The 14,021-nt window shown below is 62.3% G+C and carries 12 protein-coding genes and 1 pseudogene; 6 read left to right on the top strand and 7 right to left on the bottom strand.

Annotation, left to right across the window (positions count from 1 at the left end):
* Positions 1 to 125: 125 nt before the first annotated feature.
* The 4 genes and pseudogenes from KWO_RS07630 to gpmA all read right to left on the bottom strand — a co-directional run bounded on the left by KWO_RS07630 (position 126) and on the right by gpmA (position 4,596).
* Complete coding sequence (locus tag KWO_RS07630; protein WP_126709080.1) at positions 126 to 638, bottom strand: hypothetical protein; 513 nt, start codon at positions 636 to 638, stop codon at positions 126 to 128.
* A gap of 355 nt (positions 639 to 993) precedes the next feature.
* Positions 994 to 3,095 (bottom strand): annotated as a pseudogene (locus KWO_RS07625) (M13 family metallopeptidase).
* Between the two features lie 283 nt (positions 3,096 to 3,378).
* Positions 3,379 to 3,693 (bottom strand): hypothetical protein, encoded by a 315-nt coding sequence (locus tag KWO_RS07620; protein ID WP_026113272.1) that lies wholly within the window; start codon positions 3,691 to 3,693, stop codon positions 3,379 to 3,381.
* 153 nt (positions 3,694 to 3,846) lie between these two features.
* Entirely contained in the window at positions 3,847 to 4,596 is a 750-nt protein-coding gene (gene gpmA / locus KWO_RS07615) for a 2,3-diphosphoglycerate-dependent phosphoglycerate mutase (RefSeq protein ID WP_010375494.1), read from the bottom strand.
* A gap of 102 nt (positions 4,597 to 4,698) precedes the next feature.
* Here gpmA and nfi point away from each other — a divergent pair, with 102 nt between their 5' ends.
* The 3 genes from nfi (at position 4,699) to KWO_RS07600 (ending at position 7,157) form a co-directional block, all read left to right on the top strand.
* Complete coding sequence (nfi, locus tag KWO_RS07610; RefSeq protein WP_010375492.1) at positions 4,699 to 5,406, top strand: deoxyribonuclease V; 708 nt, start codon at positions 4,699 to 4,701, stop codon at positions 5,404 to 5,406.
* Between the two features lie 146 nt (positions 5,407 to 5,552).
* Positions 5,553 to 6,443 (top strand): pirin family protein, encoded by an 891-nt coding sequence (locus tag KWO_RS07605; RefSeq protein WP_010375490.1) that lies wholly within the window; start codon positions 5,553 to 5,555, stop codon positions 6,441 to 6,443.
* A gap of 252 nt (positions 6,444 to 6,695) precedes the next feature.
* On the top strand, positions 6,696 to 7,157 hold the full coding sequence (locus KWO_RS07600; RefSeq protein WP_010369463.1) for a hypothetical protein: 462 nt from the start codon (positions 6,696 to 6,698) through the stop codon (positions 7,155 to 7,157).
* Positions 7,158 to 7,566: 409 nt separating this feature from the next.
* Here KWO_RS07600 and KWO_RS07590 read toward each other — a convergent pair whose 3' ends face one another.
* Complete coding sequence (locus KWO_RS07590; RefSeq protein ID WP_010375486.1) at positions 7,567 to 8,001, bottom strand: OsmC family protein; 435 nt, start codon at positions 7,999 to 8,001, stop codon at positions 7,567 to 7,569.
* A gap of 33 nt (positions 8,002 to 8,034) precedes the next feature.
* Entirely contained in the window at positions 8,035 to 8,892 is an 858-nt protein-coding gene (locus KWO_RS07585; protein WP_010375484.1) for a pirin family protein, read from the bottom strand.
* A gap of 232 nt (positions 8,893 to 9,124) precedes the next feature.
* Here KWO_RS07585 and KWO_RS07580 point away from each other — a divergent pair, with 232 nt between their 5' ends.
* Positions 9,125 to 11,197 carry a carbon starvation CstA family protein gene (locus tag KWO_RS07580; RefSeq protein ID WP_010375482.1) on the top strand — a complete coding sequence of 691 codons (2,073 nt, stop codon included), beginning with the start codon at positions 9,125 to 9,127 and terminating at the stop codon, positions 11,195 to 11,197.
* Positions 11,197 to 11,421, top strand: a complete 225-nt coding sequence (locus tag KWO_RS07575; RefSeq protein ID WP_010369449.1) for a YbdD/YjiX family protein — start codon at positions 11,197 to 11,199, stop codon at positions 11,419 to 11,421. The genes KWO_RS07580 and KWO_RS07575 overlap by 1 nt, the downstream gene beginning before the upstream one ends.
* Before the next feature lie 862 nt (positions 11,422 to 12,283).
* Here KWO_RS07575 and KWO_RS07570 read toward each other — a convergent pair.
* Complete coding sequence (locus KWO_RS07570; protein ID WP_017112230.1) at positions 12,284 to 12,988, bottom strand: HAD family hydrolase; 705 nt, start codon at positions 12,986 to 12,988, stop codon at positions 12,284 to 12,286.
* 197 nt (positions 12,989 to 13,185) lie between these two features.
* Between KWO_RS07570 and KWO_RS07565 the strand changes: the two genes are divergently transcribed.
* Complete coding sequence (locus KWO_RS07565) at positions 13,186 to 13,995, top strand: ankyrin repeat domain-containing protein (protein ID WP_017112231.1); 810 nt, start codon at positions 13,186 to 13,188, stop codon at positions 13,993 to 13,995.
* Positions 13,996 to 14,021: the final 26 nt, after the last annotated feature.

Raw genomic sequence — 14,021 nt, 5'->3', positions numbered from 1 at the left:
GTAAAATAGATCTTTTAAAGATATAGTCGACACTCCTATTAAGAGTATCAAAAAAAATACTAACGGAACCTTCTTCCAATTTGAGGAAATTTTCAAAATAATAAACTCTTCTAGCCGAATAAGAATTATTCGACTTTGCCTGCAGATACATTCCGAACACCGTTCGACTGTAGAAAATTAAATTTGTAAGCAAGCTTGATTGGTATCGGGGTTATTTCCACACCTTGACCATCACACTCCGCTTCATTTACTTTGTAGCTACAGATTGCCGCACCCAGAAAAGACCAATGGGTAACAGCACCTAATACTTCTGGAGCGAATATTTTACTACTCTCGCTATTGACTCGCTCGCATCCAGGCGAGGCATCAATTTGTCGTACAGAACTGACGGAGCCATCTTCCATAACCACAAATTCAATGCATATAAGAATGTCGACCAAGCCAGTTGCCTCAACTGGAAATGGCGGCATCGAATTAACGACAGGGGTAGCCATTAAAAACTTCTGATTAGAGCTCAACTTAACCTGCTCAACACCATCAGGGAGAATCATACCCTTCTCAATTTTCCGCACTGTAGATGTTGCGCATCCACATAAATTAAAGAAAATCAACAAGAGAATTATTTTTAAGCGTGTCATTTAACCATCACCCTAGCCTGCAAGAAGAAGTGTGCAGGGACACCCTGCACACTTGTTACTCAGTTGGGACCTTTCCTCACGCAGTAAACAGCTCCTCCTTTAGCAGCGCAACTCCATCCAGGCGGACTTGCGACAGGGCCGTTGGGAAGAGTCTGGGCGATAGCGCCCCACGAGCCAACCATTGCAAATCCAGCTACGGCAAGAGCAAGTAACTTTTTCATACGGCCATCCTTGTATGCCTGTGATTCAGGCCCTATTAAATTAACAGAAAAATTTTAATCAAGTCAAACATGTCGTCCTTAACGAAGAAAGTCGTCAAATAATTAAATATAGGCATACCAGTTATGCTATCGACTTACCAGATCGCCACGCGCTCCTTGTCGCCGCGTACCATCGCATCGCCGGGCTTGCACTGGAATGCCTGCGCAAACGCCGGCATGTTCGACGGTGCACCGTTGGCCCGGAAATTCGCCGGCGCATGCGGGTCGGTATTCAAGCGCACGCGCAATTCGCCATCGGTAAAGTTGCGGCGCCACACCGTCGCCCAGTTTATGAAGAAGCGCTGGTCCTGCGAATAGCCGTCGATCTCCTTGTTGGCAGCAGGCTGCTTCTGCAATGCCATCTGCAAGGCATCGTAAGCAACGGTCAGGCCGCCCAGGTCGCCGATCTTTTCGCCCAAGGTCAGCTTGCCTTTGACGTGCACGCCTTTGATCGCTTCATAGCCGTCGAACTGCGCCACCAGCTGATCGGTGCGCTCGGTGAACAGCTTGCGGTCCGCAGCGGTCCACCACGTGTCGAAGTTGCCTTTGGCATCGAACTGGCTGCCGGAATCGTCATAGCCGTGCATCATTTCATGCCCGATCACCGCACCGATGCCGCCGTAATTCAACGCCGGATCGGCCTTGGGGTCGAAGAACGGCGGCTGCAGGATCGCCGCCGGGAACACGATCTCGTTGCGGGTGGCGTTGTAGTACGCATTCACCGTCTGCGGCGTCATGTGCCATTCGCGCTTGTCGACCGGCTTGCCGATCTTGTCCAGCATGTAGCGGTAGTTGAATGCCTGCGCAGCCTGCATGTTGGCCAAGAATCCGTCGCCACGCGTTTCCAGGCCCGACCAATCGCGCCACTGGTCCGGGTAACCGATCTTCGGCGTGAAGCTGGCCCACTTTTCCAGTGCGCGCTGTTTGGTTCCTGCGCTCATCCAGTCGAGCTTTTCCAGCCGCGCCTGAGCGCTGCCGACAGGTTCTGCACCAATTGCTGCATCTGCTCCTTCGATTCGGCCGGGAATGCAGATTGCACATAGAGCTGGCCCAGTGCCTCGCCCATCGCCTCGTTCACCGCATTCAACGTGCGCTTCCAGCGCGGCAGCATGTCCTGCTGGCCGCGCAGCGTCTTTGCATAGAAATCGAAGTTGGCCTGTTCGAACGGCTTGGCCAGATACGGCGCCGCTTCGTCGATACTATGGAAACGCAGATACGCCTTCCAGGTGTCGACCGGTGTATCAGCCAACATCGCATCGAGCTCGGCGAAATAGCCCGGCTGGCTCAACGAGAACGTGCCGGCCGGCACCTTGAGCGCGGCGAAGAACGCCTTCCAGTCGAAGTGCGGCGTGATTGCATTGGCGCCGGCCACATCGACCGGGTTGTAGCGCTTGGCCGGGTCGCGCAGTTCGATCCGCGACAACGACGCATTGGCCAAACGCGTTTCGAACGCCATCACCGCCTTGGCCTGGGTGGCCGCTTGCGCGGCCGGGATGCCCGACAGCTCCAGCACCCGTGCGATATAGGCCACGTACTGCGCGCGGATCTTTGCCTGCGCCGGGTCGGTGTAATAGCCCTTTTCGGGCAAGCCCAGACCGCCCTGCCCTGCATAGGCGATCATCTGCTCGGAATGTTTGTAATCGGCATTGGCGCCGAACGAGAACACGAATCCCTGACCTTGCGCATAGCTGTTGCGCAACCAGGCCGCGATGGCCGGCGCATCGGTCAGCGCATCGATGGTCGTCAACTGCGGCTGCAGCGGCGTGATACCGGCTTTGTCGATCGCCGCTTCATCCGAGCCAGTGCGCCACAGGTCGGCGATCTTGGCATCCACCGACCCGGCCGACAGACTGCCGCGCGCCAACTGCTCCACCAGCGCATGCTGGATGGTCAACGAACGCTCGGCCAGTACCTCGAGGCTGCCCCAGCTGGTGCGATCGGATGGCACCGGATTAGCCTTGAGCCATTTGGCGTTGACGAACCCATTGAGGTCCTGGCACGCCGCGATGGACGGATCCAGATCGCCGCTGCCGAATGCCACGATCGGTGCATCAAGCTTGGACACATCAACCTTGGTCGCTACCGCCTGCGCTGCGGTGGGCGCCACCTTGGCAGTATCGTCGGAGGCGCCGCACGCAGACAGCGCAGCCACAATAGCCACCGCGAGCGACAGCGGGGCGAACTTGCTCAACTTCATTGAATTCTCCAAGGCATGACCGCGCATGCACGGTCGAAAAAAGTCCACAGCCGGTCAGGAGCCGACGAAGAACAGCGCATCAAACGGCGCTTGCCTCTTCATCAGTCACTCTGCAACCGGCTAAACCACATCGCTGCAGCAGCACCGCAGCGCCCTAACATCCGCTGCCGCGCCTTAGCGAAAGTCATTGCAACCACACGCTGCGTGCGCGTCTCACCAACGCCACAACACGCTGCTTCAAGCAACACCTGCACCCCGGCGCAGCGCGCGCCATCGCATGCAGTCACCGCCGTGCGTAAAACGGCGCCATCAACAGGTACACCGGATACGCCAATACCATCAGCACCAGGGCTGCCTCATGCCCGGATGTCGCATCGGCCACGGCTTCCATTTGTCGCACCGGCCCGATGACGCCGAACCCCAGCAGCAGCACGCCCAGCGCGCAGATCAGCAACGCCAGCGCCAGCCCGGCGCCTGAGATGTCGCCAGCGGCCAGAGCGACGAAGCCACTGCCTGCTGCCACCAGCATGCCCAACGTCACCAGATAGGCGCGACAGTAAACAGCCGTCATTTGCCGCGTTTTACGTTTGCCGGACATCATGTCTCGCCTGCACATCAGCGCAGTGCGTGTGCGCTTCAGGCCCACGCACCGCTTCCATTCAACACAGCACGCAACATCTTGCAGCCGCATGCCCACGCAACAAACACGCGCTGCGCGCGATGCACGCAGCGCTGTAACCACCAGCGGCGATTACTTCGCCTTGCCCTGGTTGGCCACCGCTTCGGCTGCGCGCTTGGCCGCTTCCGGGTCGCCCAGGTAACGGAAGCTGCGCACCTGCAGGTTGTCGTCCAGCTCGAACAACAGCGGGATGCCGGTGGGGATGTTGAGCTCCAAGATCTGCTCGTTGGAGACGTCGTTGAGGTACTTGTACAGCGCACGCAGCGAGTTGCCATGCGCGGTCACCAACACGGTCTGCCCGGCCTTCAACTGCGGCGCAATCGCGTCGTGCCAGTACGGCAACACGCGCACCAGCGTGGTCGCCAGCGACTCGGTGCCCGGCAACGCATTGCGATCGAGCGTGGCGTAGCGACGGTCGTGACACGGGTGACCCGGATCGTTGACGTCCATCGCCGGCGGCGGGATGTCGTATGAACGGCGCCAGATCTTGACCTGCTCCTCGCCGTGTTTGGCCGCGGTTTCGGCCTTGTCCAGCCCCTGCAGGCCGCCGTAGTGGCGCTCGTTGAGGCGCCAGCTCTTGGACACCGGCAACCAATCCTGGTCGAGTTCCTTCAACGCGCCCTGCAGCGTGTGGATGGCGCGCTTGAGCACCGAGGTGTGGGCGACATCGAACTGCAGCCCTTCGTCCTTCATCAGCTTGCCGGCCGCCACAGCTTCCTGGCGGCCTTGCTCGGTGAGTTCCACATCCACCCAGCCGGTGAAACGGTTGTCCAGATTCCATTGGCTCTGGCCATGGCGCAGCAGTACGAGTTTGCGGGTCACTACGGTTCTCCGATTGGGGCCGATCAGCCTGCGATTGTAGCGGCAGCGCGTGCATCGCAGGCGTGCACGAGATCGCCACGGACAGCGCGCGATGCTATTGCCATGCACACCAACGACCCCGTCTTCGCCGGTTGGGACGGCAGCGTGATTCAGGCGCGACAGTTGCAACAGCAACTGGCCCAGCGCGTGCTGCTGCGCGATGAGGTAAGCGCAACGCCGCAGTTGCTCGCAGGCTTCGACGTCGGGTTTGAAGACGAGGGCCAGACCACGCGCGCGGCCGCGGTGTTGCTGGATGCGCACACGTTGCTACCGCTGGAAACGCATGTGGCGCGCGTGCCGACCTCGATGCCGTACGTGCCCGGCCTGCTCAGTTTTCGCGAACTACCGGCATTGCTGCAGGCATTAGCCCTGCTCTCGCGCATGCCAGATCTGGTCTTCATCGACGGCCAGGGCATCGCGCATCCACGCAAGCTAGGCATCGCAGCGCACTTCGGCGTGGTGACCGGCCTGCCGTGCATCGGCATCGCCAAGCAACGTTTGGCCGGTAGCTTCACCGAGCCCGGCCCGGAACGTGGCGACCACACGCCGATCCTGCTGGGTGGCGCGCAGATCGGCTGGGCGCTGCGCAGCAAGCTGCGCTGCAATCCCTTGATCGTCTCGCCCGGCCATCGCATGTCGATGCAAGGCGCACTCGACTGGACCCTGCGCATGCTGCGAGCGTATCGCTTGCCCGAGCCCACGCGTCTGGCCGACCGGCTGGCCTCGCGCCGCGGCGAGATCGAGGTGCCCACGCAGGCAAGCCTGCTTTAGCGACAGGCAGACGCCACGCCACGCAGCGCGTCACTTGCGCGACTGTTCGCACGCCGCGCACAGAACATTCCGTCGCGGTCAAACACGCGCATGCCGTACCGCGCGCATGCCAAGCTCTGGCTCCCATTACGTCGCGAGCCGCCACCATGACCACCCTGATCGCTCCACGCGTGCATGACATCGGCGGGCTGGAAGTGCGCCGCGCCGTGCCCACCTTGCAGGCGCGCAGCATCGGGCCATTCGTGTTCGTGGACCACATGGGCCCGGCCGTGCTGGAGCCGGATCACGGCATCGATGTGCGTCCGCACCCGCATATCGGTTTGGCCACGGTGACGTTTTTGTGGGCCGGCGAAATCGGCCATCGCGACACGCTAGGCTCGGATCAGGTGATCCGCCCCGGCGACGTTAACTGGATGACCGCCGGCCGCGGCATCGCGCATTCCGAACGCACCCCCGGCCCGGAGCGCGCACGCGAACACGCCTTACACGGCATGCAGACCTGGATCGCACTGCCGCGTTCGGCCGAAGAAACCGCGCCAGCCTTCCATCACCACGCGGCAGCCAGCCTGCCGCAGCAGCGCCGCGACGGTGTGTGGCTGCGCGTGATTGCCGGCCGCGCCTACGGCGAGGAATCGCCGGTGCAGGTGTTCAGCGGCACGCTCAATGTGGCGCTGGATCTGGCGCCCGATGCCGAGCTCGATCTGGACACCGGGCACGCCGAGCGCGCCCTGTACATCCTCGAAGGCGAGGCGCAACTGGATGGTGCCGACGTGCCGTCTCGGCATCTCATTGTTCCCTCGCCCGGCGCCCGCGGCCGCTTGCGCGCCAAGACCCCACTCAAGGCGATGCTGCTGGGCGGCGAGCCGCTGGATGGGCCGCGCCATCTGTGGTGGAACTTCGTCTCCAGCTCCAAGGAACGCATCGAGCAAGCCAAGGACGACTGGCAGGCCGGCCGCTTCGGCAGCATTCCCGGTGACGACAAGGAATTCATTCCGTTACCGGAAACGCCTGCCCCGAAACCGGTTAATTACCCTTGAAACCGTGCGCGATGCGCACTGACTGACATGCACCGTCACCAGGTCTCGCAATGGAGGTGCCACGCTGCACATGCGATGCCACGCAGGTTTGCGACATCACTTGAGCCAATTCGCGAAACTGTGGTAGTGATGGCTGCGTAGACGGAGCGCGTTACGTGGACGGCATGCTCTTGAGCGGGGGGGGAGCTCGGGGCACTGCAACGGCACGAGAGTGGCGCGCCCGCATCGTCATCCAATGCCGGGGAATCGTGTATGAAGTCTGCATTCTGCCTTGTCGGCCTGAGCTTGCTGCTGGCCGCTGCCACCGCCCACGCTCAGAGCTCGCCGGTCTGCCCGCCGTTGCCGCCGGCCTCCGGCTTGCAGTGGAACGAGCTCGCCGGTGCCGATTACCTGGTCTGCAAGGCCATGACTGCCGATGGCCGGCAGGTGGTCGGGGTGATGCTCACCACCCGCGACCCGAACATAGCGTTGGCACGCGACCGCCGCGCCGAAAAGGGCCAGATCCAGCAGGAAGAGTTCTACTGGTACAAGCTCGATCTCGGCGGCAGCAAGGTGCCGGGCATGGAATCGCGCCGCGTCACCGTTGTCGAGCTGGGCAAGAAGCGCTACGCGCAGTTGTGGATCGATGGCGCCAGCGCCGAAGAACTCGCTTCGATGCAGTCAATGGTGCAGAACATGGATCTGCAGCCGGCCAGTCTGGCACTGCAGCGCTAACGCAGCACGCGTTACAGCACTGCTGACTGTCGCTTGTAGCACCCTAGCAGCGCGCCGGTTTGCCCGGCGCACTGCAGAAACTATCTGACGGTATGTGCGGCCAGCTTGTCGCCGCGGATCACCATTGCGTGCTCGCATGCCTGCGTCTCACCCGTGTGATGCGACACGCGAGAGGCACCACCAGACTGCTTGCACGTGCACCAAAACTCGCCGGCTGCGTCCAGCAGCGCAACGGTTTTGATTCCGGTTGCCACCGCGTGCGCCGGCAAGGCGCGCGAGACCACGCACAGGCGCGAACGTTGGAGCAGTAGCTCAGGTCGGCACGCGCCCGGAACCGGCACGGAAAGATCGCCCGTTCCGATTCCGGTTTCGCCATCGGCCCAACTCAAAGACCACTGCCAAACGTCTGTCAGTCGCCTTGAATCGCCGTGTCGTCACTGCCGCCAGCCGCCTGCAACTGGCTGTCGATGCGTACCTCGCCGGTCAATAGGCGATGGATCGGGCATTTGTCGGCCACCTCCATCAAGCGGGCGCGCTGCTCATCGTCCAGCGCACCGTCGAGCACGATTTCGCGGGTGATCGCCGTGCCGGCAGCGCCGCGCTGCGTGTAATGCAGATGCACGTGCACCGCCGTCAGCGACCACTGTTTGCGCGCGGCCACCATCGACACCGTGATCGCCGTGCACGCACCTAATGCACCCAGCACCTGCGATTCGGGATCCGGCCCGGCGTCGGCGCCACCGTAGACCGGCTGCGTGTCGCCACTCCAGGTGTGCTGCCCATCGTGGATGCTGACCGTGTACGGCACCGCGCCGGTACTGACGCTAACAAGCCGGTCACTCATTGCGCGCTCCCACTGTCGTGCAAGCGGGCCGGTTCAAAACCGGCCTTCCTGGAAATCGACGAATGCCTGCATCAGTTCCTGCTTGGTGTTCATCACGAACGGGCCATGCCGCATGACTGGTTCGTTAAGCGGGCGGCCGGCGACCAGAATCAGTTGCGCGCCATCGGCACCGGCACGCAGGCGCAAGCGCTCACCACCACCCAGCACCGCCAGTTGCTGCGCCGGCAGCGCACGCGCAGCATCGCCCTCGCCCACCGTCAGCGCGCCTTGGAAGGCATACGCGAACGCGTTATGCCCGCTGGGCAGCAGGTACTCCCACTCCATGTTCGGTTCCAACGCGATGTCCAGATACACCGGGCTAGTGGCAGGTTGCACGATCGGCCCGACCACCTCGCCCACCGTACCGGCAATCACCTTCACAGTTACGCCGGGCGCCGGATGCGCCACCGGAATGTGGTCGGGTGCGTACTCCTGATACTTGGGATCGGTCATCTTTTCGCGCGCCGGCAGGTTCACCCACAGCTGAAAGCCGCGCATACGCCCGGATTCCTGCTCCGGCATTTCCGAATGGATCAGGCCGCGGCCGGCAGTCATCCACTGCACGCTGCCCGGGGTCAGCAGGCCTTCGTTGCCGTGGTTGTCCTTGTGCCGCATGCGCCCGTCGAGCATGTAAGTCACCGTCTCGAAGCCGCGGTGCGGGTGGCTGGGGAAACCGGCCAGATAGTCTTCGGCCTTGTCGGTACCGAATTCATCCAGCATCAGAAACGGGTCCAGCTCCGGCAGCTGCTGCGTACCGATCACGCGGGTCAGCTTGACGCCGGCTCCGTCGGAGGTCGGCATGCCGCGGATCGTGCGCAGCACGTGCGCCGCTGTGGTGGTCGTGGTGCTCATCGCTTCCCCTGTGCTCTGTGTTGCGAAGCGCCAATGATGGGTGCGTGCCGCCCGACACCCAACCGCGACCACTCCAACCGATCGTTCCAAACGCCGCCAGCGCGGCAGCGCCCCTAACCTATCTGTGACCGTAGCACCCTACGACCAAAGTTTTACCCCCTCGCGCCCGGCTGGCATTGACCGCAGCCGGGCGTGGGTGGACCCTTGGGCGAATCGTTCCTGAGGGGCATGCATGAAAGGGTTCTCGAAGCTGGCCTGGGGCGCGCTGGCGCTACTGGCCGCGTTCTGCCTGGGCACCGTCGCGCTGCGGCGTGGTGAGCACATCAACGCGTTGTGGATCGTGGTGGCGGCGGTGTCGATCTATTTGATCGCCTACCGGTTCTACAGCCTGTTCATTGCCGACAAGGTGATGCAACTGGACATCACCCGTGCCACCCCGGCGGTCGCCAACAACGACGGCCTGGATTACGTGCCCACCAACAAGCACGTGCTGTTCGGCCACCACTTCGCTGCCATCGCCGGTGCCGGGCCCTTGGTCGGCCCTGTGCTCGCCGCGCAAATGGGCTACCTGCCCGGGCTGTTGTGGCTGGTTGTGGGCGTGGTGTTCGCCGGTGCGGTGCAGGACTTCGTGGTGCTGTTCCTGTCCAGCCGCCGCAACGGCCGCTCGCTGGGCGATCTGGTGCGCGAGGAAATGGGCCAGGTGCCCGGCACCATCGCCTTGTTCGGCGCGTTCCTGATCATGATCATCATCTTGGCGGTGCTGGCGATGGTGGTGGTCAAGGCGCTGGCGGAAAGCCCGTGGGGCATGTTCACCGTCATCGCCACGATGCCGATCGCGCTGATGATGGGCGTCTACATGCGCTACATCCGCGTCGGCAAGATCGGCGAAATCTCGGTGGTGGGGTTGATCCTGCTGCTGGCCGCGATCTGGCTGGGCGGCAAGGTGGCGGCGGACCCGACCTGGGGCCCGGCCTTCACCTTCACCGCCAAGCAGATCACCTGGATGTTGATCGGCTACGGCTTCGTCGCCTCGGTGCTGCCGGTGTGGCTGTTGCTGGCACCGCGCGATTACCTGTCCACCTTCCTCAAGATCGGCACCATCCTTGCGCTGGCGATCGGCATCCTGGTCGTGATGCCGGATCTGAAAATGCCGGCGCTCACGCAATTCGCCTCCACCGGCGATGGCCCGGTGTGGAAGGGCGGCATCTTCCCGTTCCTGTTCATCACCATTGCCTGCGGCGCGGTCTCCGGCTTCCACGCGCTGATCGCTTCCGGCACCACGCCCAAGCTGCTCGCCAATGAAGGCCACATGCGCTACATCGGCTACGGCGGCATGTTGATGGAATCGTTCGTGGCGGTGATGGCACTGGTGGCCGCGTCGATCATCGAGCCGGGCATCTACTTCGCGATGAACAGCCCCGCCTCGCTGGTCGGCACCGACACTGTCGCAGTCGCTGCCAAGATCAGCGAGTGGGGCTTTTCGATCACACCGCAGGTTCTTGAAGCCACTGCACGCGATATCGGCGAACACAGCATCCTGGCACGTGCCGGCGGCGCACCCACGCTGGCCGTGGGCATCGCGCAGATCCTGCACCAGTTGCTGCCGGGCAAAGACACCATGGCATTCTGGTATCACTTCGCCATCCTGTTCGAAGCACTGTTCATCCTGACCGCGGTGGACGCCGGCACGCGCGCCGGCCGCTTCATGCTGCAGGACCTGCTGGGCAACTTCATCCCGGCATTGAAGAAGACCGAATCGTGGACGGCCAATATCATCGCTACCGCCGGTTGCGTGGCGCTGTGGGGCTATCTGCTCTACACCGGCGTGATCGATCCGTTCGGCGGCATCCAGACCTTGTGGCCGTTGTTCGGCATCTCCAACCAGATGCTGGCCGGCATCGCGCTAATGCTGGGCACGGTGGTGTTGTTCAAGTTGAAGCGTGACCGCTACGCCTGGGTGACCATCGTGCCGGCGCTGTGGCTGTTGCTGTGCACCACCTACGCGGGGCTGATCAAGATCTTCGACAGCAATCCGGCGCAGGGTTTCCTGGCGCAGGCGCACAAGTTCCAGGCGGCGATCGCCAGCAACACCATCACTGCACCTGCCAAGACGGTGCCGCAGATGCAGCAGATCGTCACCAACGCCTACGTCAACACAGGGCTGACGGTGCTGTTTCTGTTCGTGGTGGCGTCGATCCTGATCTATTCGATCAAGACGATCATGGTGGCACGCCGCAACCCGCAGCGGACCGACCGCGAAACCCCGTACGTGGCGTTGCAGCCACACCAGATGGCAGACCTGTAATGGGTACGCAACTCGTCCTGGCCAGTCAATATCAGGTGCACCGCCGCATCTGGCGGCGCCTGATCCAGACCGCACGGCTGTGCTGCGGCATTCCCGATTACGACAACTACGTCCGGCATATGGTGGAAAAACATCCCGATAAGCCGGTGATGGACTACCCCGCCTTCTTCCGCGAACGCCAGGACGCGCGCTATGGCGGCAAGAGTGGGTTTCGGTGTTGTTGACTGGATGATTGCGATTAGTGACTGGTTGGTCAAGAAGTAGAAACGCAACAGGGCGCGATGCGAATCGCGCCCTGTTGCGTTGTTCTTCGCGAAGGCAACTGGGGGGCGAGGAGCGGCTGATAAAAGCGTCTCTTGGCGCGATTAGGCACTGCGATAGATTGGGTGCGGAGCAGCTGACCTGAGGTTTTGCTGCAGGGCCCTCGCCCGCCCACCAGCGCGGGACACGTCGTGAATCCATCCATGCAGGCTCTTACGCGGCATCCATGCCGCGTACGGTCCCGCGCCGGTGGGCGAGCAAGGACCAGTCGAGTTGGTCGGTATGCTGGCGCAAGCAGCGCATCGCACGATCAATCAACGAGACTGTGCGTTAAGTCCGTCGATGTCTGTCGCCGCGCCTATCGGACGTCGTGGCCAATAGATCCTCAGCAGCCAAATCGACCCATGCAGCATTTGTTCGTCGCAGTGCACTGCTTTTCGTTGGCTGTCAGCCAACTCGCTGGCGCGGTGGCCTCGCCGATTGCGGGACCGACGGCGGCATGGATGCCGCCATCGAGCCCCCCATGGCCGGGTTTACGGCGTGTCCCGCGAGCGGTGAAGGCACCGCGCGCTCAACTGGCCAGCCTTTGAACTTTGACTTGAAGTTTTAGACCTAACGCTTGGATGGCATCCAAACCTAGCCCCGACTCAAACCTCAGTTCTATTGCATCGAGTGGAGCGCCCAGGCGCGCCAGTCGTAACGCCGCGGATCTGCGAAGCGGCGATGCGCCTGGCCGCATGGATGTCACTAAGAGCATCCATGGATGGGTTCAAAACGTATCCCGCGAACGTGGACACCGCACACTGCACTCACCAAGCGATCGACTTACCCAGCGCGTTTTTGCGCCAGCCGCGCGAACAACGCAGGTAAATCACGCATAGTTTCGAACACCTCGACCACACCGATGCGGCGCAACGTGTCGCCATGCCCCGGTGGAATGTGGCTTGCACCGGTGAAGCCCAACACCTGCATGCCTGCCGCAACGGCCGCAGTCGCACCGGTGGGGCTGTCTTCGATGACCAGACAACGCTCCGCCGCGACTCCGGCGGTGCGTGCCGCCAGCAGATACACGTCAGGTGCCGGCTTGGGCCGCTCCACCATGTCGGCGCTGAAAATACGTCCCGCCGCACGTGCAGTGAGCCCGGCCCGTTCCACAGAGGCAATCACATTATGGCGCCGGCTATTGGAGGCCACCGCCAACGGCAGCGGAATCTGCTCCAGCGCCTCGCGTACGCCTGCGATCGGCTGCACCTGGGCCTGGATCAATGCCTCACTGCGCGCCTGGATCTGCGCCAGTAAAGGCTCCGGCAACTGCAGCGCAAAGCGCTCTTCCACCCGCCGCAACACCTCGCGTGTCGTCTGCCCGAAGGTGGTTTCCAGCAGATGTTCCAGCGGCTCGCTTGGCACGAAAGACGCCAGCGCCTCACGCATTACCCGGTCGGCCAGTATCTCGCTGTCGACAAGAACGCCATCACAGTCACTGATCAGTAGCTCGTACGCCATTGCACCCATCTGCTCGCAAAGCGCCATTATGCCGGCCGAGGTGTGACCGTCGGCTGTGGGGCGGCAGGCTGTCGCGATGGAGACCGTCGCCGCTCGCAACAAGCGCGCTGCAGGGACAGGCGGCCCCGAGCATGCGGCCCGCCATGTCGCCATGTCGCCATGTCACGAAATCTTACCGCAAGCGATTTTTGCAGCTGATAGGATCTGTCCCGCTGCGGCGGGACTTGCCGCAGCGTCATCAGGAATGCGATCAGGAGAAGGAGATTTCGATGCAACCGCGATTCCCCGCCCTGCTCGTTCTTGCGACCTCGTTCTTCGCGGTCTCATGCACCGCCTCGCCCGGTGCCAAGGAGCAAACCACCATGTCAGCTACGCTGCAGGACCACACCGTCGCCTTCCGCGACCCCGCCTTGACCGATATCGCCAACGCCATTGCGCAGGGTGATGTTGCCCAGATCAAGGCACTCGCCCCCACTGTCGATCTCGCCGCACACGGCGATCAAAACGTCACCTTGCTCGAGTGGGCGATCTGGAACGAACAACCGCGCGCATTGGCCGCGTTGCTCGACGCAGGTGCCGACCCATCATTGCCCGGCATGGACCAGGAAACGGTCGTGCACATGGCCGCCATGGCACAGGACCCGGAGTATCTGCAGATTCTGTTGCAGCACAGGGCGCCGATTGATGTCATCAGTGCGCGTGCCGGCTGGACGCCGCTGTTCCGCGCGGTACAGAGCAAGCGCGATGCGCAGATCGAGTTATTGATCAAGGCCGGTGCAGATGTGCAGCGCCTCGACCACACCGGCAACAGCCTGCTGCACCTTGCAGCGCAAAGTGGCGCGGCTAGCCCTGCAGTACTCATCTTGCTCAAGGCAGGCGTCGATCCCACCGTGCGCAATGCACAGCAGAAGACCTTCCAGGCGTATTTCTTCACCACGCCGGATCGCCTGCTCAATGCCAGCGGCCAGCAGGTGAGGTCGGAGGTGCGCGCATGGTTGAACGCCCACAACATTCCCGTGGAAAGCAGCCGCTAAGCGCGCTTTTCGCATGACGAACGCAA

The sequence above is a fragment of the Xanthomonas vasicola pv. musacearum NCPPB 4379 genome, assembly GCF_000277895.2.
Classification (GTDB): Bacteria; Pseudomonadota; Gammaproteobacteria; order Xanthomonadales; family Xanthomonadaceae; genus Xanthomonas; species Xanthomonas vasicola.
This window is presented reverse-complemented; position numbering and strand designations above follow the sequence as displayed.

Coding starts and splice junctions, on each gene's coding strand:
- KWO_RS07630 (WP_126709080.1), bottom strand. CDS start 638: ATGACACGCTTAAAAATAATTCTCTTGTTGATTTTCTTTAATTTATGT.
- KWO_RS07600 (WP_010369463.1), top strand. CDS start 6,696: ATGAAGTCTGCATTCTGCCTTGTCGGCCTGAGCTTGCTGCTGGCCGCT.
- KWO_RS07605 (WP_010375490.1), top strand. CDS start 5,553: ATGACCACCCTGATCGCTCCACGCGTGCATGACATCGGCGGGCTGGAA.
- nfi (WP_010375492.1), top strand. CDS start 4,699: ATGCACACCAACGACCCCGTCTTCGCCGGTTGGGACGGCAGCGTGATT.
- KWO_RS07575 (WP_010369449.1), top strand. CDS start 11,197: ATGGGTACGCAACTCGTCCTGGCCAGTCAATATCAGGTGCACCGCCGC.
- KWO_RS07590 (WP_010375486.1), bottom strand. CDS start 8,001: ATGAGTGACCGGCTTGTTAGCGTCAGTACCGGCGCGGTGCCGTACACG.
- KWO_RS07585 (WP_010375484.1), bottom strand. CDS start 8,892: ATGAGCACCACGACCACCACAGCGGCGCACGTGCTGCGCACGATCCGC.
- KWO_RS07620 (WP_026113272.1), bottom strand. CDS start 3,693: ATGTCCGGCAAACGTAAAACGCGGCAAATGACGGCTGTTTACTGTCGC.
- KWO_RS07580 (WP_010375482.1), top strand. CDS start 9,125: ATGAAAGGGTTCTCGAAGCTGGCCTGGGGCGCGCTGGCGCTACTGGCC.
- KWO_RS07570 (WP_017112230.1), bottom strand. CDS start 12,988: ATGGCGCTTTGCGAGCAGATGGGTGCAATGGCGTACGAGCTACTGATC.